The organism is Polaromonas sp. (assembly GCF_041689105.1).
Taxonomy (GTDB): Bacteria; Pseudomonadota; Gammaproteobacteria; order Burkholderiales; family Burkholderiaceae_C; genus Polaromonas.
On sequence record NZ_JBDNGU010000051.1, the window covers coordinates 1 to 20,159 of the forward strand.

The 20,159-nt window shown below is 63.1% G+C and carries 25 protein-coding genes; 15 read left to right on the forward strand and 10 right to left on the reverse strand.

The annotated features are described in order from the left end of the window. A partial coding sequence (locus ACESMT_RS04380; RefSeq protein WP_372825352.1) for an AAA family ATPase occupies positions 1 to 459 on the reverse strand: 459 nt, incomplete at its 3' end. Positions 460 to 594: 135 nt separating this feature from the next. Here ACESMT_RS04380 and ACESMT_RS04385 point away from each other — a divergent pair. Continuing rightward, positions 595 to 1,260 (forward strand): cytochrome c, encoded by a 666-nt coding sequence (locus ACESMT_RS04385; protein ID WP_372825353.1) that lies wholly within the window; start codon positions 595 to 597, stop codon positions 1,258 to 1,260. Between the two features lie 61 nt (positions 1,261 to 1,321). On the opposite strand, the gene ACESMT_RS04390 is transcribed toward ACESMT_RS04385, so the two are convergent. Beyond that, positions 1,322 to 1,756 carry a DUF1841 family protein gene (locus ACESMT_RS04390; protein ID WP_372825354.1) on the reverse strand — a complete coding sequence of 145 codons (435 nt, stop codon included), beginning with the start codon at positions 1,754 to 1,756 and terminating at the stop codon, positions 1,322 to 1,324. A gap of 177 nt (positions 1,757 to 1,933) precedes the next feature. Here ACESMT_RS04390 and ACESMT_RS04395 point away from each other — a divergent pair, with 177 nt between their 5' ends. Continuing rightward, positions 1,934 to 2,155 carry a hypothetical protein gene (locus tag ACESMT_RS04395; RefSeq protein WP_372825355.1) on the forward strand — a complete coding sequence of 74 codons (222 nt, stop codon included), beginning with the start codon at positions 1,934 to 1,936 and terminating at the stop codon, positions 2,153 to 2,155. An 88-nt stretch (positions 2,156 to 2,243) separates the two neighbouring features. On the opposite strand, the gene ACESMT_RS04400 is transcribed toward ACESMT_RS04395, so the two are convergent. Continuing rightward, the gene (locus ACESMT_RS04400; RefSeq protein WP_372825356.1) at positions 2,244 to 3,059 is read right to left on the reverse strand and encodes an IclR family transcriptional regulator C-terminal domain-containing protein; all 816 of its coding nucleotides are present in this window, start codon (positions 3,057 to 3,059) and stop codon (positions 2,244 to 2,246) included. A gap of 101 nt (positions 3,060 to 3,160) precedes the next feature. Between ACESMT_RS04400 and ACESMT_RS04405 the strand changes: the two genes are divergently transcribed. The 3 genes from ACESMT_RS04405 to pcaF are packed head-to-tail and all read left to right on the forward strand — an operon-like array spanning position 3,161 to position 5,761. Then, the gene (locus tag ACESMT_RS04405) at positions 3,161 to 3,877 is read left to right on the forward strand and encodes a 3-oxoacid CoA-transferase subunit A (protein ID WP_372825357.1); all 717 of its coding nucleotides are present in this window, start codon (positions 3,161 to 3,163) and stop codon (positions 3,875 to 3,877) included. A 2-nt stretch (positions 3,878 to 3,879) separates the two neighbouring features. After that, positions 3,880 to 4,521: a 3-oxoacid CoA-transferase subunit B gene (locus ACESMT_RS04410; RefSeq protein ID WP_372825358.1), complete on the forward strand. Its 642-nt coding sequence runs from the start codon at positions 3,880 to 3,882 to the stop codon at positions 4,519 to 4,521. A gap of 34 nt (positions 4,522 to 4,555) precedes the next feature. Beyond that, positions 4,556 to 5,761, forward strand: a complete 1,206-nt coding sequence (gene pcaF / locus ACESMT_RS04415) for a 3-oxoadipyl-CoA thiolase (protein WP_372825359.1) — start codon at positions 4,556 to 4,558, stop codon at positions 5,759 to 5,761. A gap of 123 nt (positions 5,762 to 5,884) precedes the next feature. On the opposite strand, the gene ACESMT_RS04420 is transcribed toward pcaF, so the two are convergent. Together ACESMT_RS04420 and yghU are read right to left on the reverse strand one after the other, a co-directional pair. Continuing rightward, the gene (locus tag ACESMT_RS04420; RefSeq protein WP_372825360.1) at positions 5,885 to 6,517 is read right to left on the reverse strand and encodes a glutathione S-transferase family protein; all 633 of its coding nucleotides are present in this window, start codon (positions 6,515 to 6,517) and stop codon (positions 5,885 to 5,887) included. After that, positions 6,514 to 7,395 carry a glutathione-dependent disulfide-bond oxidoreductase gene (gene yghU, locus ACESMT_RS04425; protein ID WP_372825361.1) on the reverse strand — a complete coding sequence of 294 codons (882 nt, stop codon included), beginning with the start codon at positions 7,393 to 7,395 and terminating at the stop codon, positions 6,514 to 6,516. The genes ACESMT_RS04420 and yghU overlap by 4 nt, the downstream gene beginning before the upstream one ends. A 116-nt stretch (positions 7,396 to 7,511) precedes the next feature. Between yghU and ACESMT_RS04430 the strand changes: the two genes are divergently transcribed. The 7 genes from ACESMT_RS04430 (at position 7,512) to ACESMT_RS04460 (ending at position 14,086) form a co-directional block, all read left to right on the forward strand. Next, on the forward strand, positions 7,512 to 8,120 hold the full coding sequence (locus tag ACESMT_RS04430; RefSeq protein ID WP_372825362.1) for a hypothetical protein: 609 nt from the start codon (positions 7,512 to 7,514) through the stop codon (positions 8,118 to 8,120). Further along, positions 8,117 to 8,752 carry a tRNA-uridine aminocarboxypropyltransferase gene (locus tag ACESMT_RS04435; protein ID WP_372825363.1) on the forward strand — a complete coding sequence of 212 codons (636 nt, stop codon included), beginning with the start codon at positions 8,117 to 8,119 and terminating at the stop codon, positions 8,750 to 8,752. The genes ACESMT_RS04430 and ACESMT_RS04435 overlap by 4 nt, the downstream gene beginning before the upstream one ends. Before the next feature lie 185 nt (positions 8,753 to 8,937). Further along, complete coding sequence (locus ACESMT_RS04440; protein WP_372825376.1) at positions 8,938 to 9,693, forward strand: sulfite exporter TauE/SafE family protein; 756 nt, start codon at positions 8,938 to 8,940, stop codon at positions 9,691 to 9,693. 177 nt (positions 9,694 to 9,870) lie between these two features. Continuing rightward, a complete protein-coding gene (locus ACESMT_RS04445; RefSeq protein WP_372825364.1) occupies positions 9,871 to 10,758 on the forward strand; it encodes an adenylate/guanylate cyclase domain-containing protein in 888 nt (295 codons plus the stop codon). Positions 10,759 to 10,854: 96 nt separating this feature from the next. Then, positions 10,855 to 12,744, forward strand: coding sequence for a serine/threonine-protein kinase (locus ACESMT_RS04450; RefSeq protein ID WP_372825365.1), 1,890 nt, complete (start codon positions 10,855 to 10,857; stop codon positions 12,742 to 12,744). 205 nt (positions 12,745 to 12,949) lie between these two features. Next, the gene (locus ACESMT_RS04455) at positions 12,950 to 13,567 is read left to right on the forward strand and encodes an AAA family ATPase (protein WP_372825366.1); all 618 of its coding nucleotides are present in this window, start codon (positions 12,950 to 12,952) and stop codon (positions 13,565 to 13,567) included. A 63-nt stretch (positions 13,568 to 13,630) separates the two neighbouring features. Beyond that, positions 13,631 to 14,086 carry a MaoC family dehydratase gene (locus tag ACESMT_RS04460; protein ID WP_372825367.1) on the forward strand — a complete coding sequence of 152 codons (456 nt, stop codon included), beginning with the start codon at positions 13,631 to 13,633 and terminating at the stop codon, positions 14,084 to 14,086. 109 nt (positions 14,087 to 14,195) lie between these two features. On the opposite strand, the gene ACESMT_RS04465 is transcribed toward ACESMT_RS04460, so the two are convergent. Further along, positions 14,196 to 14,486: a DUF4148 domain-containing protein gene (locus ACESMT_RS04465; RefSeq protein ID WP_372825368.1), complete on the reverse strand. Its 291-nt coding sequence runs from the start codon at positions 14,484 to 14,486 to the stop codon at positions 14,196 to 14,198. Between the two features lie 277 nt (positions 14,487 to 14,763). Here ACESMT_RS04465 and ACESMT_RS04470 point away from each other — a divergent pair, with 277 nt between their 5' ends. Then, positions 14,764 to 15,606 (forward strand): LysR substrate-binding domain-containing protein, encoded by an 843-nt coding sequence (locus ACESMT_RS04470; RefSeq protein WP_372825369.1) that lies wholly within the window; start codon positions 14,764 to 14,766, stop codon positions 15,604 to 15,606. On the opposite strand, the gene ACESMT_RS04475 is transcribed toward ACESMT_RS04470, so the two are convergent. Together ACESMT_RS04475 and ACESMT_RS04480 are read right to left on the reverse strand one after the other, a co-directional pair. Next, positions 15,603 to 15,914, reverse strand: a complete 312-nt coding sequence (locus tag ACESMT_RS04475; protein ID WP_372825370.1) for a hypothetical protein — start codon at positions 15,912 to 15,914, stop codon at positions 15,603 to 15,605. The two genes, ACESMT_RS04470 and ACESMT_RS04475, sit on opposite strands and share 4 nt — an antisense overlap. A gap of 288 nt (positions 15,915 to 16,202) precedes the next feature. Then, the gene (locus tag ACESMT_RS04480) at positions 16,203 to 16,496 is read right to left on the reverse strand and encodes a DUF4148 domain-containing protein (RefSeq protein ID WP_372825371.1); all 294 of its coding nucleotides are present in this window, start codon (positions 16,494 to 16,496) and stop codon (positions 16,203 to 16,205) included. Between the two features lie 214 nt (positions 16,497 to 16,710). Here ACESMT_RS04480 and ACESMT_RS04485 point away from each other — a divergent pair, with 214 nt between their 5' ends. Next, a complete protein-coding gene (locus tag ACESMT_RS04485) occupies positions 16,711 to 17,673 on the forward strand; it encodes a LysR family transcriptional regulator (RefSeq protein ID WP_372825372.1) in 963 nt (320 codons plus the stop codon). On the opposite strand, the gene ACESMT_RS04490 is transcribed toward ACESMT_RS04485, so the two are convergent. After that, positions 17,670 to 18,140 (reverse strand): tRNA (cytidine(34)-2'-O)-methyltransferase, encoded by a 471-nt coding sequence (locus tag ACESMT_RS04490; RefSeq protein WP_372825373.1) that lies wholly within the window; start codon positions 18,138 to 18,140, stop codon positions 17,670 to 17,672. The genes ACESMT_RS04485 and ACESMT_RS04490 overlap by 4 nt on opposite strands. 173 nt (positions 18,141 to 18,313) lie before the next feature. Then, positions 18,314 to 19,072 (reverse strand): ComF family protein, encoded by a 759-nt coding sequence (locus ACESMT_RS04495; RefSeq protein WP_372825374.1) that lies wholly within the window; start codon positions 19,070 to 19,072, stop codon positions 18,314 to 18,316. A gap of 65 nt (positions 19,073 to 19,137) precedes the next feature. On the opposite strand from ACESMT_RS04495, the gene ACESMT_RS04500 reads away from it, so the two are divergent. Next, positions 19,138 to 20,037 (forward strand): class I SAM-dependent methyltransferase, encoded by a 900-nt coding sequence (locus ACESMT_RS04500; protein ID WP_372825375.1) that lies wholly within the window; start codon positions 19,138 to 19,140, stop codon positions 20,035 to 20,037. Positions 20,038 to 20,159: the final 122 nt, after the last annotated feature.

Consider the following 20,159-nt stretch of genomic DNA (forward strand, 5'->3'; position numbering starts at 1 on the left):
CAGCGGCCGGTGCTTGGCCTTGATCAGCTCGCGCGTCTCATAAACATAAAACTCCATGCGGTCGATCTCGCGCAGCAGGTCGTTCGGAAACTCGATGTCGGCCTTGTCGATCTCGTCAATCAGCAGCGCCACCGGCTCGTCAGCGGTGAAGGCTTGCCAGAGCACACCCTTGACGATGTAGTTGTGGATGTCCTTGACCTTTTCGTCGCCGAGCTGCGAGTCGCGCAGGCGCGAGACCGCATCGTATTCATACAGGCCTTGCTGCGCCTTGGTGGTGGACTTGATGTGCCACTGCAACAAGGGCAGGTTCAGGGCCTGGGCCACTTCCTCGGCCAGCATGGTCTTGCCGGTGCCCGGCTCGCCCTTGACCAGCAGGGGTTTTTTGAGGATGGCGGAGGCATTGACGGCGAGCATCAGGTCCGGGGTGGCGACGTAGTTTTTGGAGCCTTGGAATTTCATGTTGGGCAGCAGCTGTGAAGCGGAAGAAGGGTGAATGTGCGTTGATTCAGCGGGGGCCGGGAGCTGGCCCTGCAGGCACAGATATAATCGATGGCTGTTGATATAACGAATCCTCACCTGAATTGTGCGCGAAAAATGACCAAGCTGTTCACCACGCTATTCGCTCTTGCTGTCTCACTTGCGACCGCGGCAGCCCATTCCCAGGACATCCAAGGTGATGTCAAAGCCGGCGCATCAAAAAACGCCATGTGTATTGGCTGTCACGGCATCAAGGGTTACCAGGCCAGTTTCCCCGAGGTCTACAAGGTCCCGATGATTTCTGGCCAGAGCGCCAAATACCTCACCGCCGCGCTGCACGCTTATAAAAAGGGCGAGCGCAAGCACCCGACCATGCGCGGTATCGCTGATTCCCTGAACGATCAGGACATTGCCGACTTGTCCGCCTACTACAGCGTTCACGGCGTGGCCGAGGGTGCCGCCCCGGCCGACCGTACCGTCAAACAGCCCAGCGCAGCAGTGACCGCGCTGCTGAACAAGGCCAATTGCGCTTCATGCCATGGCGCCGACTTCAGCAAGCCGATTGACCCCAGCTACCCCAAGCTTGGTGGACAGCATGCCGACTACCTGTTTGTCGCCCTCAAGGCCTACAAGGTTGAAAATAACCCAAAGGTCGGCCGCAACAACGCCATCATGGCGGGCATGGCCAAGCAGTACAGCAATGCAGAACTCAAGCTGCTGGCCAACTACCTGGCCAGTGTGGACGGCGACCTCAAAGTGGTTCCGCAGAGCAAGTTCCGCTAGACCGCTTCGCTCCAGAAACTGAACAAAGCCCCGTTCTGCGGGGCTTTTTCCTTGGGGGCGGTCAATCTCTTGTAGCGTGGCGCTGGACGCACGCGATGTAGGCGTCGCCGTCGGGTGGGCGCTCCGCGCGCTGGCTTTCCCAGACCATCTGACCCAGGCAGTCCATGGCTTCGTGGTGAGCGTCATGCAGGGAGTTGCGGCGTGCGGTCAGCAATTCCACCGCCTGCCGGATCCCGCGTGGCTGGTCAATAGAGCATTGCTCGCTGATCGACAGGTGCATGGACAGGTGCAAAAACGGGTTGGTTCTGCCGGCTTCCACGTCGTACATCTTTTCCAGCGCGGCATCCGCGTCGGCAAAGTCGGCGCGGTACTCGGGGTGTTCTTCCAGCCACTGGCTTGCTATGGTTTCAATAGCCTCGAGTGGCTGGCCTGCCTGGGTCTTGGCGTAAACGGAGCAGAAAAACCGGCGAACGTCGGCTTGCGAGGGCGTGAACATGGCACGAGATTAGCACGGGTCGTTTTTCCTGCGCGCCTGTGGTGTTTCAGCACGAAAAGAGCGTCAGGCGGCAATGTCCTACGCGCCCTGGGCCACCGTGTCGCTTAGATTAACGCCACGGCAGCGCGATACCGGTAGGCGCGCCGGCCCATCTCTATAGCCGGCGAGGAGAACTTCATGAATGCAATGAGAATCACGGGCATCGTCCTGATCGTGCTCGGCCTGGCCGGCTTTTTCACCGGTGGCTTCAGCTTCACCAAGGACACGTCGACAGCCAAGCTCGGGCCACTTGAGCTGGTGGTGAAGGAGAAGGAGACGGTCAACTTTCCGCAGTGGCTCAGCATAGGTGCCATCGTGCTGGGCGCCGTGGTGCTGGTGATGGGCTCACGGAAGTCCTGAATGGCCCCCACGTTCACTCGCTGCGTGTGACTCACGTGTCCTGAGGGGGTGAATTTCCCCGGGGTGGCCCGGCGGGTAATTGCCCAAATCAGCTGTTTTGAACTGCCAGCAGGCGCGAGATGGTTTGCGCAGCTTCCAGCAGCGGCTGCAGCATGGTGTCCTGCATCATCTTGGCGCTGGTCCGGTTGGCCTGGCCGCTGATATTGAGCGCCGCCACCGTGCGGCCAGCCCGGTCCCGAATCGGCGCGGCCATGGACACCAGACCTTCTTCGAGCTCCTGGTTGACCAGGCACCAGCCCTGCTTGCGCGTGTGCGCGATTTTCTGCCGCAGGGCATCGATGTCCGTCACCGTGTGGCGTGTCAGTGCTTCGGGCTGGGACGCTTTCAGGCAGGCCATGGCTTGCTCCTGCGGCATCGCGGCCAGCAACACCCGGCCCATGGATGTGCAGTAGGCGGGAAGCCGCGAACCGACGCCCAGCGTGATGCTCATGATCTTGTGCGTGGACACGCGAAGCACATACACGATGTCGGTGCCATCGAGTACGGCGGCCGAACACGACTCCCTGACTTCCCCGGCCAGGGCTTCCATGACCGGCTCGGCCAGGTTCCAGATCGGCATCGATGACAGGTAGGCAAAGCCCAGGTCCAGAATGCGTGCGGTCAGCGAGAAATGTTTGCCATCGCTGTCTACATAGCCAAGGGTTTGCAGGGTCAGCAGGATGCGCCGCGCACCGGCCCGGCTCAGGCCGCTGCGGGCTGCTACTTCGCTCAGGGTTTGCCGGGGCGACTGCGCGCTGAAGGAGCGGACTACCTCCAGCCCGCGTGCAAACGACTGCACATAGCTGTCACCCGGCGCGTGGCCGGGCCGTGCGGTGGTGCTCAGAGGTGAAGCCGCAATTGCCATGGATACCAAAATCTCCTAAAATTCATTATACGAACATTTGTTCTACATAAGAACAAATTACATCTTTCCTTTCCTGGGTTTTATCGCGGAGACAAAGCTTCATGATCAACAAGATCGCCCGGTCCATCGCCGAGGCGCTGGCCAGTGTTCAGGACGGGTCTACCGTCCTTATAGGCGGCTTTGGCACGGCCGGCATCCCGAATGAACTGATCGATGGCCTGATTGCGCAGGGCGCCAAAGACCTCACGGTCGTGAACAACAACGCCGGCAATGCCGACACCGGGCTGGCCGCATTGCTCAAGTCCGGTCGCGTGCGCAAGATCATCTGCAGCTTTCCGCGTCAGGCCGACAGCTACGTTTTCGATGAACTCTATCGCTCCGGCAAGCTGGAGCTCGAACTGGTGCCGCAAGGCAACCTGGCTGAGCGCATACGCGCCGCGGGTGCCGGCATAGGCGCTTTTTTCTCGCCCACAGGTTATGGCACCGAGATGGCCAAAAACAATGACGGCACGCCAAAGGAAACCCGCGAGATCAATGGCAAGGGGTATGTGCTGGAGATGCCGATTTACGGCGACGTGGCACTGATCAAGGCCGAGCGCGGCGACCGCTGGGGCAACCTGGTCTACCGAAAGGCAGCTCGCAACTTTGGCCCGGTGATGGCCACCGCGGCCAGGCTCACGGTGGCGACCGTGCATGAGATCGCCGAACTCGGTGCGATGGACCCGGAGCACATCGTCACGCCCGGCATCTATGTTCACCAGATCGTGAAGATCGACCGTGTCGCCACCCAGGCCGGCGGCTTTAAACAGGCAGCATGACCATGAGTTACCAAAAACGAAGCAAGGACCAGCTGGCCGCCCGCGTGGCGCAAGACATTCCTGAAGGCGCTACCGTGAACCTCGGCATCGGCATGCCGACGCTGGTGGCCAACCACATCCCTGCAAGCCGCGAGGTGCTGCTGCACAGCGAAAACGGCATCCTGGGCATGGGGCCGGCGCCGGCTGAGGGCGATGAAGACTACGACCTGATCAATGCCGGCAAGCAACCGGTGACCCTGCTCAAGGGCGGTGCTTTTTTCCACCATGCCGACAGCTTCGGCATGATGCGCGGTGGGCACCTGGACATCTGCGTGCTGGGCGCTTTCCAGGTCTCCGCCACCGGCGACCTGGCCAACTGGAGCACCGGCGAGCCGGGCGCCATCCCCGCCGTTGGCGGTGCCATGGACCTGGCCATCGGCGCGCGGCAAACCTGGGTGATGATGGACCTGCTGACCAAAAAAGGCGAAAGCAAGGTCGTCCGGACCTGCAGCTACCCGCTGACCGGCATGGCTTGCGTCAAGCGCATCTATTCCGAGCTGGCGACGCTGGAATGCACGCCGCATGGCCTCAAGCTCATCGACAAGGTCGATGGACTGGGACATGCCGAGCTGGAAAAACTCGTGGGTCTGCCCGTCGCAGCCTGAACAACCCTCCACTTTTACCCCCAGGAGATACACCATGACACCCCAAGCTTTTATCTGCGACGCCATCCGTACCCCTTTCGGCCGTTATGGCGGCGCACTCAGCAGCGTACGCACCGATGACCTGGCCGCCGTGCCACTCAAGGCCCTGATGGCGCGCAACCCGAATGTCGACTGGCTGGCGGTGACCGACGTGATTTATGGCTGCGTCAACCAGGCCGGCGAGGACAACCGCAACGTGGCGCACATGGCCAGCTTGCTGGCTGGCTTGCCGCTGGAGTTGCCCGGCGCCACCATCAACCGCCTGTGCGGCTCCGGCATGGACGCCGTGGGTACAGCGGCCCGCGCCATCAAGGCGGGCGAGGCACGTTTGATGATTGCTGGCGGCGTTGAAAGCATGAGCCGCGCGCCGTTTGTGATGGCCAAGGCCGAAAGCGCCTTCAGCCGCGCCGCGCAGATGTATGACACCACGATTGGCTGGCGCTTCGTCAACAAGCTGATGAAGGAAAAATACGGCACCGATGCCATGCCCGAAACGGCAGAAAACGTGGCTCTGGAGTACAAGATCAGCCGCGAGGACCAGGACAAGATGGCGCTGGCCTCGCAGCTCAAGGCCGTCGCCGCGCAGAAGTCCGGTTTCTTTGACGCCGAGATCACGCCGGTCACCATTGCGCAGAAAAAAGGCGATCCGGTGGTGGTCAGCAAGGACGAACATCCGCGCGAAACATCGATGGAAGCGCTGGCCAAACTCAAGGGCGCGGTGCGGCTCGACGGCAGCGTCACGGCCGGCAATGCTTCGGGTATTAACGACGGCGCCTGCGCGCTGCTGATTGCCAATGAAGAAGCGGCCAAAGAGAACGGCCTCACGCCGCGTGCGCGCATCGTTGGCATGGCGACAGCCGGCGTGCCGCCGCGCATCATGGGCATAGGCCCTGCACCGGCCACCGAAAAGGTGCTGGCGCTGACGGGTCTGAGCCTGGCGCAGATGGACGTGATCGAACTCAACGAAGCGTTTGCTGCGCAAGGTCTGGCGGTGTTGCGCCTGCTCGGATTGCAGGACGACGATGTGCGCGTCAACCCGAACGGCGGCGCGATTGCGCTGGGCCATCCGCTCGGCGCGTCGGGTGCGCGCCTGGTGACCACCGCAGTCAACCAGCTGCACCGCACCGGGGGGCGTTTTGCCCTGTGCACCATGTGTATCGGTGTGGGGCAGGGCATTGCGCTGGTGCTGGAACGGGTGTGAATAGAGCCGGTGTACCCGAAATCCATAGTAAAAACAGGCTGTAGCCCTTGCCCTGCTTGCGCAAGGCGCTACTGAAGTAATAGCGGAAAAAGTGGCGTGTTGCGCTGCGCGCCCGCCTGGCGCTTAAAGCGCCATCGAAGGCCGTTGCGCCATCGCTGCACGCCAGCGCACCAGGTGCGGGTGCTGGTCGCCGGGCTTGACCTTGACGACGCGGGCAAAGTCCACCGCCACCACGGCGGTGATGTCGGCAACGCTGAATTGCTCGGCGGCTACAAAATCGCGCCCGTCCAGCCGCTCATTGAGCATCGCAAAAAACTGCTGCACGCGCGTCAGTCCGCGCTGGGCCAGCTCTGGAATCTGCGCGTAGTCCACCGGCCCAGGCAGGGCGCGGTTCGTCATCCCGGGCGAGCTGTTGCGCAGGCATTCGGCAATCGCCATCAGGCCTTCAAACTCGATGCGCCACTGCCAGCTGGCCACCTCGGCTTTGTCGAGCGCGGTGCTGCCCAGCAGCGGCGGCTGGGGGCAGTGCGCCTCCAGCCAGGCGGCAATGGCGGCGTTGTCGGTGAGCAGGGCGCCTTCGTCGGTACACAGTGCAGGCACGGTGCACTGCGGGTTGATCCGGCGATAGGCTTCGCCCATCTGCTCGCGGGTCCGCAGGTCGATCTGAACGGTCTCGTGCAGCACCCCTTTTTCAGCCAGCAGGATGCGGGCACGCCTCGGGCTGGGGGCGGTGGCGCAGTCGTACAGGGTGATCATGGCGCCAGCTTGTCCTGGGTGCGCGTGTCAAAGTCGCCCGCATCGTGTCGCTCGTGCAGCTGGCTGGCCGGCTCGCCCCAGGTGCGGTTGACCATGCGCCCGCGCCGGGCGGCGGGGCGTTTGGCGATCGCGTCCGTCCAGCGCAGCACATTTTTGTAAGTCTGTACCTGCAGGAACTCGCCGGCTTCGTAGATCTGGCCCTTGACCAGGGTGCCGTACCAGGGCCATACCGCCATGTCGGCAATCGTGTAGTCGTCGCCTGCCAGATACGGCACCTCAGCCAGGCGCCGGTCCAGCACGTCGAGCTGGCGCTTGACTTCCATCGCGTAGCGGTCGATGGGGTATTGCATTTTGCTCGGGGCGTAGGCGTAAAAGTGGCCGAAACCGCCGCCCAGAAACGGCGCGCTGCCCATCAGCCAGTTCAGCCAGGCCAGGCATTCCGCGCGCGGTGCGCGGGCCGTGGGCAAAAAGGCGCCAAACTTCTCGGCCAGGTACTGCAGGATGGCGCCGGACTCAAACACCCGCAGTGGTGCGGGCTCGCTGTGGTCCACCAGCACCGGAATCTTCGAGTTGGGGTTGGCCGCCACAAAGCCGCTGCCGAACTGCTCGCCCTCGTGGATGCGGATCAGCCAGGCGTCGTACTCTGCACCGCTGTGGCCCAGCGCCAGCAGCTCTTCGAGCATGACGGTGACCTTGACGCCATTGGGCGTGCCCAGCGAATACAGCTGCAGCGGGTGCTTGCCCACCGGCAGTTCCTTGTCATGCGTGGGGCCGGCCACGGGCCGGTTGATGTTGGCGAAGCGGCCGCCGCTGGATGGCGGGGGCTGCCAGATTTTTGGCAGGACGTAAAGATTTGAGTCTGGGATTGAATCTGTCATGCGGGCATGTTGCCCGAATTTGAATTTCCCTGCACAACGCATCGTCGAGGCGTTGTTGTAGGTGGTCCGCGGCCGCCCACTACACTGGGGTCTTGTTGTTACGGATCCCTGCCGCGATGGAAATTTTTCTCCTCTTGCTGATGGTGGCCGCCATCGGCGCCTACCAGCTCAAATCTAAAACGCAGGCCAGACGTATTGCCCTGCTGGCCAGCCATCTGGGCAGGTATCAGGTCGAAAAACTCATGGAAAGCCTGACCGAAGGCTACTTGCGGGCGCTGGGAGAAAAAGACCCGGAGCGCCAGAGCCAGATATGGAACATGCTGGCTTCGTCCGAGGTGCAGTTGTGCGAACAGTTCGAGCGTTTTTCCGACGACTTTTCAAAGGTGGATGAGGACGAGGCCCGCGTCAGCAGGCTGCCGGTTTTTCTGCCTGAGGCAGACCGCTTCTTTCCTGCCAATACCTTTGACATGCGCCAGGTCCTGGCTGTGCATGCGCAGGGCATCACCCGTGTGGCAAAAAATGCGGCCGGGCGTTCGCCCCGTGACAAGGCCTATACCTTGTCGGCCGAGCTGTTTTTGATGCAGCACACCTGTCATTGGTACTGCCGGTCCAAGACCGTCGCCTCCGCGCGCATGCTGTCCCGTCACCAGACGCCGTATCAGCAGCTTCTGGAATCCGTGGATCCGGACACGCGCCAGGCCTATCTGGCGGCGATAGGCCGGTGAGCGCACGCGCGAGCTGCACACTTTGCCTGCGGCCGCGCATCGCCTGTATCTGCCGCTGGATCACACCGGTGGCCAACGAGGTCGAGGTGTTGATCCTGCAGCATCCGCTGGAAGTGCGCCAGGCCAAAGGCAGTGCGCGGTTGCTGCATCTGAGCCTGGCGCGCAGCCAACTCCTGACCGGCGAGGTATTTGACGTGCGCGGCTTGCTGGCCGATACACAGGGCGACGCAGACTTCAGGCACAACCTGCTGCTGTATCCCGATACGCCGCAAGCCGCTGCGGAGGGCCGGCTGGCTGCGCCGCAGCTGACGCCGGAAATGCTGCGCGAGCCTGCGCGGTTGCGGCTGATCGTGCTCGACGGCACCTGGCGCAAGAGCCGCAAGATGCTTTATCTCAATCCCCTGCTGCAGCAATTGCCGCGGCTGTCGCTGCAGCCCACGTCCGCGTCGAACTACCTGATCCGCCGCGCGCACCGGCCGGGCCAGCTGTCCACGCTGGAGGCCACCTGCGCAGCACTGGCCCAGCTTGAGGGCGGGCGCGAAAGCCTTGCTCGCTTGCTGGCGGCGTTTGACGGCTTTGTGGCCCAGCAGATGGGCTGGCGGCCTGGTGAAAGCAGGACAAAGTTGCTATGAAATAAATAGCTATTTGCGCCCGTTGGACAAGGGCTGGAGGCCAATTCCATGTATGAAAAGCAGGTGCAACGCTGCCACGGCGTGTCCAGCGGCCGCAGCGGCAGGCCACCAACCGGGCACGATAATCGGCGACTTCTCCTGCTTTATTCCGGGTGTTCTTTCTTTTTACCTGCCGTACCTTGCCTGTGACCTTCCCGCTGATCACCGACCCGCTTTTTTATGCAGTAGCCATACCTGCGGTGCTGATGCTGGGGATCAGCAAAAGCGGGTTTGGCGCCGGCTTTGGTTCGCTGGCGGTTCCGGTGATGGCGCTGGCCGTCACCGTGCCGCAGGCTGCGGCCATCCTGATGCCGGTGCTGCTGCTGATGGACCTGCTGGGCATGGCCGCTTTCCGCAAGGACTTTGACATGCGGCTGGTGAAGTTCCTCGTGCCCTTCGGGCTGGTGGGCACCCTGACCGGCATGCTGCTGTTCAAGGTGCTTCCAGCCAATGTCGTCGCCAGCATCGTGGGCGCTTTCACCTTGATGTTCCTGGCGCAACGCCTGCTGTTCCCGCCCAAAGCCGACAGCCCGCCCCCGCCACGCTGGTTGGGTGGCCTGCTCGCGGTGACTTCCGGCTTCACGAGTTTTATCGCCCACGCCGGCGGGCCACCGATCAGTGCCTATGTGATTCCGCTGCGCTTGCGACCGGTGACGTTTACCGCCACGCTGGCCTTTTTCTTTTTTGTGATCAACCTGTCCAAGTGGCTGCCCTACGCCTGGCTGGGCCTGCTGGATATGCGCAACATGTTCACCTCGCTGGTGTTGTTGCCTTTGGCGCCGCTGGGCGTGTGGGTGGGGGTGCGGCTGGCCCGGCGCATCAGCCCGGTGCTGTTTTACCGGCTTCTTTACCTGGGCATGTTCCTCACCGGCATCAAGCTGCTTTGGGACGGATTTCACTAAAATGCAGCCCTCCGGCCGGTGCGCGGGGCGTGTTTTTACGCTCGCCGGGAAAAGGTCACAAGGACAATCCGGCGATTTGGGTGAAAATCCCGGCATGAGAACAAATGCTTACGTGTTGCTGCCGGGTGCTGGCTGCGCGGCTGCTTTCTTTGTCCCTTTGTTTGCGGCGGTGTCCGCATGACCACCGTCGTTTTTGCTGACCTCGTTGGCAGCACCAGCATGTTCGAGCGGCTGGGTGACGAGACTGCCTCGCGGTTTGTGACGCAACTGGTCGGGGCTTTGAGCCAGGTGTTCGAGCAGCACAGTGGCCGCGTTGTCAAGCTGCTCGGCGACGGACTGTTTGTCGTGTTTCCTCACGAGGGCGATGCGCTGGCGGCCTGTATCAGCATCCAGATGCGCTTCCTTGAAAAACCGATACGCGCGGGCGGCAGCGGCGCGCCGGTGCAGATGCAGATGGGTATCGAGTCGGGCGAGGTGGTGGAAATCGACGGCGACTGCTTTGGCGATACCGTCAATTCGGCGGCGCGCCTGGCCGACCTGGCCGGTGCGGCGCAAATCCTCACCACGCAAAATGTCTGGTCGGCGCTGGCGCCTTTGCAGCAGTCGTCCTTGCGCAGCCTCGGGCCCATCCACCTGCGCGGGCGCGCCGAAGCCAGCCATGTGTACCGCGTCGAATGGCAGACGGGCCGTGACGAAGACGCGACCATGATGGGGCGCTCCATCGCGTCCAGTGGTCCGCCCCAGGTATTGGCGCTGGTGGCTGGCGAGCAAACCGTGCAGATTGACGCCAGCAGCCTGGCCATTTCCATAGGGCGCGGCGCTGGCGCTTCGCTGGCGCTGAACGATCCGCGGGTGTCGCGCATGCACGCCATGCTGGAGTGGCGCGGCGGGCAATTCGTGCTCAGCGATGCGTCAAGTTATGGCACCTGGGTGTATTTCGGCAACCAGAGCGAAGCGGTGGTGCTGCGCCGCACCGAGTGTTATCTGGTGGGCAGCGGCCAGATCAGCGCGGGCTGCGAGCGCAAGGAAGGCAGCCCGCTGATCAGTTTTTCCATCATCAGCTGAGGCCGGCCACGCGCCTTGTCTCTGGATGGCGAGCTAGAATCATTTTTTGTTTCCAGACGTACAACGTGCGGACGTACTCCGCCGATTGTTTTTTCCATGGGCCTGAACAAGCTTGGTCGCTACGACATCATCCGCGTGCTGGGCAAGGGCGCGATGGGCCTGGTCTATGAGGCGCGCGATCCCAACCTGGATCGTCGGGTGGCGATCAAGACCATCAAGGTCGAGAACCTGTCGGAAGAAGCCGCCGCTGAATACGAGGCCCGTTTTCGCACCGAAGCGCGCTCGGCGGCGCGTCTGCAGCATCCCAATATCGTCAGCGTCTATGACTCGGACCGGCATGGCGACATGGCATTTCTGGTCATGGAGTTCATCCAGGGGGAGGACCTCAAGCACCACCTGGACGGCGGCAGGCGTTATTCGCTGGAGCAGACGCTGGGCATGATGCGTGAGCTGCTGTCGGCGCTGGATTACGCGCACCGGCAGTCCATCGTGCACCGCGATGTCAAGCCGGCCAACCTGCTGATCGAGGCGAACGGCAGGGTCAAGCTGACCGACTTCGGCGTCGCCCGCATCCAGGACTCTGGCGAGGCCACCCGGACCCAGGGCTCCATGGTCGGCACCCTCAAATACATGTCGCCCGAGCAGGTGCAGGGCCAGCCGGTGGATGCGCGCTCCGACCTGTTTGCGGTGGGCATCGTGCTTTACCAGCTGCTCACCGGCAAACGGCCCTTTGATGGCGATACCGACTTCTCCATCATCCAGCAGATCGTGGGCCACGTGCCGGCTGCGCCCAGCACCGTGAACACCCAGTTGCCGCCGGCGATGGACGCAGTGGTGGCGCGGGCGCTGGCCAAAAACCGCGACCAGCGTTTTACCAGCGCGCAAGAGTTTGTCCAGGCCCTGCAGGAAGCCAGCGGACAGGCCGCCGACCCGACCATTGTTCCCCCCGTCAGCCAGCCCGGCCGCCGCGGCGGCAATAACACCGACACCGGCCCGCAGCGATCCCGTGCTGGCGGTTCAACGGTGAAGCTGAGTTCAGGCACCGACTCCGGCTCCACCGTGACGCAGGAGCTGGAACTGGTGTACTGGAAAGACATCAAGGACTCCGAGGAGATCGAGGACCTGGAAGGGTTTCTCGACCGTTTCCCCTCGGGCATCTACGCAGACCTGGCGCGCCGGCGGCTGAAGAAGCTGGGCGGCAGCCTGGCCGAGGACTCGGGGAGCGGAGCGGCCGCGCTGGCGGCGCAGACCGAGTGGACGCGACTGCAGGCGCAAAGCACCCTGACGGCCGCTACGCCCGATCCGGACGCGACACCACACTCCGGGCCGGCCACGCCGCCCGCTGTGGCCTCAGCGCTGGCGGATCAGCCTGTGGAAGCACCCGCGGAAGTGCCTGCGGACGGGGAGCCGGAACCTGCCCGGGTTGCCGTGCTGAGCGCACCCGCTGCGGCCGCGACTTTGCCCCCGCCGCCGCGGCCTGACTTGCCGCCGCCCCCACCACCCGCCACGGCGGCATCGGCTCGCTCGAAAATGCCGCTGTACGCCGCTGCCGGTATTGCCGTGCTGGCGCTGGCCGGTCTGGGTTTCAAATTCTTCGCCGGTCCCGCCGCGCCGGACGGTGAAGCGGCATCCAGCCCGACGTCCGCGATAGCGGCGGCCGAATCAGCAGCAAGCGCAGCGGATGCCGCCAGGCCCGCGTCTAAACGGGTGGCCGTCAAGCCGCCCCCTGAAAAGGCCGTTGTGGCCCGGCCACCGGTGGTCAACCCGGCCGCGTCAGAAACCAGGGCGCCTCCGGCTGCCGAACAGGCTGCCCAGCCGGCGGGGCCGACCAACCCCGGGCAGGCCTGCGAAAACCGCGTCTTGCTGGGTTTTCAGATCTGCATGAACGAGCAATGCGCCAGGCAGCGTTTCAAGAACCACCCGGTTTGCATGGAGCGCCGCGAGCAGGAAAAGATGCGCCAGGAGATCCGGGACGGACGCCAGTAATCGCGTTGGACCGGGAGGCACGCTTGCGGTGCTATCAAAAAAGAAGCGGACTGCGCCCGTCCGCAAAGGGCTGGGGCCGGATTTCTTTGTGAATTTGGAATGACATGCGATGGTTGCCGCTGCGCGGCGACTGCCGGTGCCCCGCCGCTGTTTGGCCTGTGGCGCGCCTGCCGTTACCATAGCGCTCAAACATCGGGAGATATTGATGCCTGTGGTTGTGATTGCCAATCCCAAAGGCGGCGTCGGTAAAACGACACTGGCCACCAATGTTGCCGGGTATTTCGCCAGCCAGGGCCATGCGGTCATGCTTGGTGATGCGGATCGTCAGCAGTCGTCGCGGCTCTGGCTCGGGCTTCGCCCGCCGGCCGCCCGGCCCATCACCACCTGGGATGTCAACGCCGACCTGATCGTCAAGCCGCCCAAGGGCACGACCCATGTGGTGCTCGACACCCCCGGCGGCCTGCACGGCTGGCGCTTTAACGACGTGATCAAACTGGCCGACAAGGTCATCGTGCCGCTGCAGCCCAGCGTGTTTGACATCTTCGCCACGCGTACTTTCCTCGACCAGCTGGCCGAACACCGCCATGCCGGCAAGATGCAAGTCGGCATTGTGGGCATGCGCGTCGATTCACGCACCATCGCCGCCGACAAGCTGCGCAGCTTTGTCGAAGGCCTGGGTCTGCCAGTGCTCGGGTATGTGCGTGACACGCAGAACTACATTCACCTCGCGGCGCGCGGCCTGACGCTGTTCGACGTGGCGCCTGGCCGGGTCGAAAAAGACCTGGAACAGTGGGCGGGCATCTGCCGCTGGCTTGACCAGTGATCCGGCACGCCTGATGTCGCTGGCTGGACATCCCTGTCGCCGGACGGGCGTTACAGTGGCCGCATGAAAACCTTCCAGACCCTTTCAGAACTGGCCGCATGTGTTGGCCAGGAAGTCGCCGTCAGCGACTGGCTCACAGTCACCCAGGCCCAGGTCAATCTGTTTGCCGAAGCCACCGGCGACCACCAGTGGATCCATGTGGACCCTGAAAAAGCCAAAGCCGGGCCTTTTGGAGGGCCGATCGCGCATGGTTTTCTGACCCTGTCGCTGCTGCCGAAGTTTTTCGAAACCTCGTTCGAAATCGTGCAAAGTCGCATGGGCGTGAACTACGGCCTGAACAAGGTGCGCTTCACAGCGCCTGTGCCGGTCGGCAGCCGCCTGCGGGCACGCATGAAGCTGCTGGCGAGCGAGCCGATTGACAACAACGGCGTGCAGATGACGTGGGAAGTGCTGGTGGAGCGCGAAGGCTCGGCCAAGCCGGTGTGCGTGGCCGAGTCGCTGGTCAGGCGTTACCCATGAGGCAGACGGCTTGAGAGTGACAAGGCCGGGAAAACACAAACACAAAAGCCCGCTGCATGGTTGCAAGCGGGCTTTTTTGCGGGAGCCGCCTGGCTCCTGCGCAGACGGCTTACATGTAGCCGTAGCCGAGTTCGCCTTGCGGGATGTCTCCGTTGCGCAGCGCGCTGACGGCTTCGGCGCGAACAGCGTCGCGGTCCAGACCGGATTTCGCCACGCCGATAAAGCCGGTGCTGCCATTGTTGGTCTTCAGCGGATTCAAAGCCTCGGCCCGGACTTCGGCGACAGAACGCGTGGAGTTGAATTTGATGCCAGACTGCGAACCATCAGCCTCATCGGCGTGGGCGCCGAAAGCGGCGAGTGTGGAAAAAGCGGCGATAGCAAAAAGCTGGGTGGTTTTCATGATGAATTCTTTCAAGGGTTGGTACAGAGTTCCGAACAAGGCGGGCTTCATCGTTCCCATCGTGCCCAGTCTCGGTGAGTGCCTTTGCGCTCATTGATGTGGTAAATGTAGGCGCCTTGCCGCCGAATGAAAACTGCTTAGTAATCAATTAACCATTCCAGTAATTGAAATAATCAATCAATACCAATACAATTTGTTCCACTATGGATCGTTTCAATTCATTGAGGGTGTTTCAGCGTGTGATCGACGAGGGAGGGTTGCGGCGGCGGCGCGAGCGATGGACCTGTCTCCGGCTGGGGTAGCACGCATGATCGCGGCGCTCGAAGAACACCTGGGGGTGCGGCTGCTGCAGCGCACCACCCGCAAGCTGGCGCTCACTGATGCCGGGGAGGCCTACCTGCATCGGGTCCGGAGCATCTTGCATGAGGTGGCCGACGCCGAGTCGGCGGCGGCCGAACACACGCGCGAGTTGCAGGGAACCCTGCGTATGATGGCAACGCCGGTGCTGGCCTCGTATTTCCTGTCGCCGCGGATAGCCTTCTGGCATGCGCGTCACCCCAAAGTGCTGCTGGACCTGCAGATCGATCCTTTCCCCCAACCCCGCATCGAAGAGTTTGACGTGACTTTCCTGGTGGTAGACGCCGGTTTCGACGGCGACATCGTGGCGCGGCCACTGGCCACGACCGACTGGATCGCCTGCGCTTCCCCGGAGTATCTGAAGCGTGCGGGCACGCCGGAGTTGCCGGCACAGCTGCGAGAGCACACCTACCTGAAATTTCAGTGGCTGCAAAACTCCGGTCACCACGGCCGCCTGGTCCGCTTGCAGCCCTTGCGGGGCGGCGACGCCGTGGAAGTTGACCTCAAGCCCGCATTGCAGACCACCAGTTTCGACGTGTTGCTGCGAGCTGCCCTCGACGGCGCCGGCATCACGTTTTTGTCCCGTTTGCTGGTGACCTCGCACCTGGAACGCGGCTCGCTGGTACAGCTTTTACTAGACTGGATTTTTGGCCATTTCACGATTTATGCGGCCTTGCCCACCCGCAAGTTCATGCCGGCGCGGACCCGCGCCTTTCTGGATTTTCTGGCCGATTTTGCCCCGCGGGGCGGGAACGTTCGCTAAATCCGGGTGAGTTGGGCAGCAGGCACCCAGCCGCTGAAAGTGCCCATCAGGGCGTTGATGCGCCTGGCGGCTTCTGTCTGGTCGCGTGCGCGCGCGATGCACTGGTACAGATCACTGCGCAACAACCAGAGATCGGCCGGGGTGCCGGCCATGTTGATCCGGTAGATGATGCGCTGTGCGTCAAAGCTCCTGCAGTCATGCAGGGCTTGGTGAAGCTGATGCCGGATCTGCTCAAGCGGCAGCCTGTCCGGGGTATCGGGCGCGGCGGGAGATGGCCGCAGCGGGGTAAAAATGGAGGGGAGAGCCATGGGAGCCTGTGGATTCCTGAGGTCGGGTAGAACCGCAGGGGGAGGGCGAGGGAAACGCTGACCGACCGGATCGCGGGTACCGAGCGCAGGCATGTCATTGAATTTTAGGGATTACCCTGTGGTGGAGTAGGCTGGCGGCCCTGGCGCCTTGTGACATTTGCCACAACGATGCTGGACGATCATCAAAGCGCTGAACGTGTCTGCAAGCGGTTTCTGGAACAAAAAAACCGCCTGGAGGCAGCCTCCGGGCGGTTCTGGATGGGCCGAAGCCCGTCCAGCCTGCACCGATTACATGTAGCTGGCTTCGCCGCGCGGGATCTGGCCCAGGCGGACAGCGTCAGCAGCTTGTGCACGCACGGTGGCGCGGTCGGTGGACGACGGCACGGTGGCCGCAACGCGGGAGCCGGCAGGCTCCTGGCTGTGGGTGACCACTTTGGCGGCGGCTTCGGCGCGCACTTCGGCCACGGAACGGGTCGAGTTGAACTGGACCGCAAACTGCGAGCCATCGGCTTCGTCGGCGTGGGCGCCGAAAGAGGCAACAGTGGCAAGAGCGGCAACAGCGAAGAATTTGGATGCATTCATGATGGAATTTCCTTTGATTGGTTAAATAAACATTTCCGGGCATGGCGGGCATCATCTAATCCCGTCTGTCCAGCCTCGGTGAGTCGTTTATTGGTTGCGGCTCATCGATGGGTGAACTTTACTATTGCGACAATCAAAGAAAAATAGCAATTAAATCAATTAATAATTTCTATTTGGAGAATAATAGGGGCTTGAATTATCAAGGGATTACCCTATGGATCGACTTTTATCGATGCGTGCCTTTCAGCAAGTTGTGGACGACGGCGGATTCGCGGCAGCCGCCCGAACGCTGGACATGTCACCCGCAGTGATGACCCGCCTGATCACGGATCTGGAGCAGCACCTGGGTTCCCGTTTGCTGCAGCGCACCACCCGCAAGCTGTCGTTGACCGAGGCGGGGCAGTCCTACCTGCAGCGCGTGCGCCACATCCTCAACGACGTGGATCAGGCCGAGGCCTCGGCGCGGCAACAGACGGACGAACTGGCAGGCCTGTTGCGCATTCATACCCAGCCCGTGATGGCGGTACACATCATTGCGCCTCTGGTGGCCGAGTTCCGGCGCCGTTACCCCAAGGTGGTTCTGGACCTCACGGTGGATTCGCCCCTGGTTCCGCCGATTGAAGATTTCGATCTGACGATTCTGGGGGCCGGGCCGCTGTACGACGCCAACGTGGTGGCGCGGCCGGTGATTGTCTCGGAAGGCCTGTTGTGCGCCTCGCCCCGATATTTAAGAAGCGCCGGCACGCCGCAGCAACCTGAAGATCTGAAAAACCACGCGTCGCTCAGACTCAGCCAGCCCGGCATTCGACAGCGCGAGTGGCAGTTGATCAATCCCGAGGAAGGCGACCGGAAAGTGGCGGTCGAGATCAAGCCCGCGCTGATGGCCAACCACAGCGACACCTTGCTGCGCGCCACGCTGGACGGCACCGGCATCAGCGCGCAGCCGCTGGACCTGGTGGCCAACTACCTTCGCGACGGGCAGCTGCGGCGCGTCCTTGCCCCCTGGATCACCGGCCGGTTCACGCTGTATGCGGCCCTGCCAAGCCGAAAATACGTGCCGGCACGGGCGCGGGTGTTCATGGAGTTCCTGATCGAGCAGACCCGCCTGAAAGCCGCCGAAGCCGGGCGCACCTGGCCTTCTGCGGGCAAAAGCAGCGCGCGGAGCGACATCGCCTAAGGCTGCGTGGCAAAGCGGTTCTGCCGCCAGGCTTCAAAAACCGTCACCGCCACCGCATTGGACAGGTTCAGGCTGCGCTGGCCGGCCAGCATGGGCAGCTTCAAGCATTGCTTCGCTGGGAAAGCGTCGCGGATCTCGGGCGCCAGCCCCCGGGTTTCCGCACCGAACACCAGCCAGTCACCGGGCGAGAACGGCGCGTCGTGCACAAATCTGCTTGCGCGCGTGGTGAGGGCAAACAGCCGCTGCGGGTCCGGCTGCTCGGTCGCCAGAAAGGATGCCCAGTCCGCGTGGCATTTGAGTTCGGCGTACTCGTGATAGTCCAGCCCGGCACGCCGCATGTGTTTGTCGTCCATTGAAAACCCCAGCGGCTCCACCAGGTGCAGGCGGCAGCCAGTATTGGCGGCCAGCCGGATCACGTTGCCGGTGTTGGGCGGTATTTCAGGCTCGACGAGGACGATATTGAACATGGCCGGATTGTCGCTGCTGGCGAGGGATGCAGAGAGCGATGCTCAGTGAGCCAACTGTGGCGGCTCTTCTCTTTTCAAGCAGGGGCCGCGGGTCCGGCTCCGCCGGCCCGCAGGCGCAGCGCCCCCTCGGGGGGCAGAGAGCGACACGCAGTGCGCGAACGTGGGGGCACTATTTATTCAGTGCGCGCGAAGACCATCGCAGTGACCGCTGCGGCGCCGGCGTCGCGCAGCGCCTGTGCGGCTGCAAACAACGAAGCGCCGCTGGTCATCACGTCATCAACCAGCACCACACGGCGCCCCTGAAGCACCTGTACGCGCAGGGGGTCGACGACAAACGCGCCCTGGACGTTTTTCATGCGGGCTTCGCGCTTGAGTTGTGCCTGGGGTTGCGTGTCGCGGATGCGCAGCAGCAGCCGGGGGTCGCTTGCGGCGCGGGTGCCGCTTTGCCGCGCGAGCTGGCTGGCAAGTTCCCAGGCCTGATTGAAACCGCGTGACTGCAGGCGTTGCGTTGACAGGGGCAGGGGGATCAGCAGATCGGCCGAATCCAGCTCCGCCAGAGCTGCACGGACGCCGGGAGCTTGCAGCAGGAAGCCGGCAAAGACGGCCCCCCAAGCCGGCGCGCCGCCAAATTTGTAGCTGACGACCAGGTCTGACCATGGGTAGGCGTAAGGCATCGCGGCAAAACAGGCCGCCAGAGGCGGCGGCTGGCGGATACAGGCTGCGCATTGCGGCGAAGGTGCCCCCCGGCCCAGCGACAAATCGCCAGGCAAGGCGAGTGCGCAGGTGCTGCAACGCGGCAGCGGTTGACCAAAGCGCGCCATGCAGGGCGCGCAGACACGGCGCGCCGGCCAGCTGCGGCACACGGCGCACTGGCTGGCCAGGGTTTGCAAGAACGAGGCCGGAGAAACCACAGGGAGCAGGCGCAGCGACATCGTGTCAATATACTCTGCGCTTCCTTTCTGCCTTTCCTGCCTTTCCTGCCTTTCCTCTTCCCTTCATGCCCACTGACCGACCGCCCACCCTGGACCCGACCGCCGTCGGCCGATGGCAGCGTGTGGCACCCGCCGCTTCACCCTGGCTGCACGAGGAAGTCGCGCGGCGCATGCTCGACAGGCTGCAATGGATCAAGCTCAAGCCGCAGGCCTGGCTCCACTGGGGCGCCGTGCGAGGGGGCCTTCAGGCGCACCTGCACCTTGCCCGCATGTACCCGGATTCAGCATGTTTTGTGCTTGAAGCCCAGGAAGATCGGGCGCAGGCAGCTATCAAAAGCATAGTAAAACCATGGTGGCACCCGAAGCGCTGGACGGTGCCTGCCGTGCGTTTCGAAGCCCCACCTGCGGCCGCCGTGGACATGCTCTGGGCCAACATGACGCTGCATGAGGCGGCTGACCCGCCGGCGCTGTTGGCGCAGTGGCACCAGGCGCTGAAGGTCGGCGGCTTTGTAATGTTTTCCAGTCTGGGCCCTGACACCACGCGCGAACTGCGTGAGATCTACCAGGCGCTTGGCTGGCCGCCGGCCGGCCATCAGCTGACCGACATGCACGACTGGGGCGACATGCTGGTGCAGACCGGTTTTGCCGAGCCGGTGATGGACATGGAGCGCATCACGCTGACCTATGAGACGCCCGAGCGCCTGTTGCAGGAACTGCGCGAACTCGGCCGCAACTTCCATCCCCAACGGTTTCCCGCCCTGCGTGGGCGCGCCTGGAAGGCCAGGCTGCTGCGGACGCTGCAAGAGCAGCTGCCGCGCCAAGCCGATGGCAGGATCGTGCTGACCTTTGAAATTATTTATGGTCATGCCATGAAAGCGCAGCCCAAGGTCAAGCTCAGCCCCCTGAGCGCGGTCTCGGTCGCGGACATGCGGGCAATGCTGCAGGGCTCGCGCGGCGCGCACTAGGAGCCTGTCGGGCATGGGGCGTCGAAAGCGAAAATCGGCCCCAGCGAGGACAGTTTTTGCCGGATTTGCAGACCCATAGCCTAGCTATGGGACAAAAAGACGGTGAAAAATGGACCGCTGCG

What these genes read in the sequence shown, in the direction of transcription:
- ACESMT_RS04385 (WP_372825353.1), top strand. Translation starts at nt 595, where the DNA reads ATGACCAAGCTGTTCACCACGCTATTCGCTCTTGCTGTCTCACTTGCG.
- ACESMT_RS04390 (WP_372825354.1), bottom strand. Translation starts at nt 1,756, where the DNA reads ATGTTCACGCCCTCGCAAGCCGACGTTCGCCGGTTTTTCTGCTCCGTT.
- ACESMT_RS04395 (WP_372825355.1), top strand. Translation starts at nt 1,934, where the DNA reads ATGAATGCAATGAGAATCACGGGCATCGTCCTGATCGTGCTCGGCCTG.
- ACESMT_RS04400 (WP_372825356.1), bottom strand. Translation starts at nt 3,059, where the DNA reads ATGGCAATTGCGGCTTCACCTCTGAGCACCACCGCACGGCCCGGCCAC.
- ACESMT_RS04405 (WP_372825357.1), top strand. Translation starts at nt 3,161, where the DNA reads ATGATCAACAAGATCGCCCGGTCCATCGCCGAGGCGCTGGCCAGTGTT.
- ACESMT_RS04410 (WP_372825358.1), top strand. Translation starts at nt 3,880, where the DNA reads ATGAGTTACCAAAAACGAAGCAAGGACCAGCTGGCCGCCCGCGTGGCG.
- pcaF (WP_372825359.1), top strand. Translation starts at nt 4,556, where the DNA reads ATGACACCCCAAGCTTTTATCTGCGACGCCATCCGTACCCCTTTCGGC.
- ACESMT_RS04420 (WP_372825360.1), bottom strand. Translation starts at nt 6,517, where the DNA reads ATGATCACCCTGTACGACTGCGCCACCGCCCCCAGCCCGAGGCGTGCC.
- yghU (WP_372825361.1), bottom strand. Translation starts at nt 7,395, where the DNA reads ATGACAGATTCAATCCCAGACTCAAATCTTTACGTCCTGCCAAAAATC.
- ACESMT_RS04430 (WP_372825362.1), top strand. Translation starts at nt 7,512, where the DNA reads ATGGAAATTTTTCTCCTCTTGCTGATGGTGGCCGCCATCGGCGCCTAC.
- ACESMT_RS04445 (WP_372825364.1), top strand. Translation starts at nt 9,871, where the DNA reads ATGACCACCGTCGTTTTTGCTGACCTCGTTGGCAGCACCAGCATGTTC.
- ACESMT_RS04450 (WP_372825365.1), top strand. Translation starts at nt 10,855, where the DNA reads ATGGGCCTGAACAAGCTTGGTCGCTACGACATCATCCGCGTGCTGGGC.
- ACESMT_RS04455 (WP_372825366.1), top strand. Translation starts at nt 12,950, where the DNA reads ATGCCTGTGGTTGTGATTGCCAATCCCAAAGGCGGCGTCGGTAAAACG.
- ACESMT_RS04460 (WP_372825367.1), top strand. Translation starts at nt 13,631, where the DNA reads ATGAAAACCTTCCAGACCCTTTCAGAACTGGCCGCATGTGTTGGCCAG.
- ACESMT_RS04465 (WP_372825368.1), bottom strand. Translation starts at nt 14,486, where the DNA reads ATGAAAACCACCCAGCTTTTTGCTATCGCCGCTTTTTCCACACTCGCC.
- ACESMT_RS04470 (WP_372825369.1), top strand. Translation starts at nt 14,764, where the DNA reads ATGGACCTGTCTCCGGCTGGGGTAGCACGCATGATCGCGGCGCTCGAA.
- ACESMT_RS04475 (WP_372825370.1), bottom strand. Translation starts at nt 15,914, where the DNA reads ATGGCTCTCCCCTCCATTTTTACCCCGCTGCGGCCATCTCCCGCCGCG.
- ACESMT_RS04480 (WP_372825371.1), bottom strand. Translation starts at nt 16,496, where the DNA reads ATGAATGCATCCAAATTCTTCGCTGTTGCCGCTCTTGCCACTGTTGCC.
- ACESMT_RS04485 (WP_372825372.1), top strand. Translation starts at nt 16,711, where the DNA reads ATGGATCGACTTTTATCGATGCGTGCCTTTCAGCAAGTTGTGGACGAC.
- ACESMT_RS04490 (WP_372825373.1), bottom strand. Translation starts at nt 18,140, where the DNA reads ATGTTCAATATCGTCCTCGTCGAGCCTGAAATACCGCCCAACACCGGC.
- ACESMT_RS04495 (WP_372825374.1), bottom strand. Translation starts at nt 19,072, where the DNA reads ATGTCGCTGCGCCTGCTCCCTGTGGTTTCTCCGGCCTCGTTCTTGCAA.
- ACESMT_RS04500 (WP_372825375.1), top strand. Translation starts at nt 19,138, where the DNA reads ATGCCCACTGACCGACCGCCCACCCTGGACCCGACCGCCGTCGGCCGA.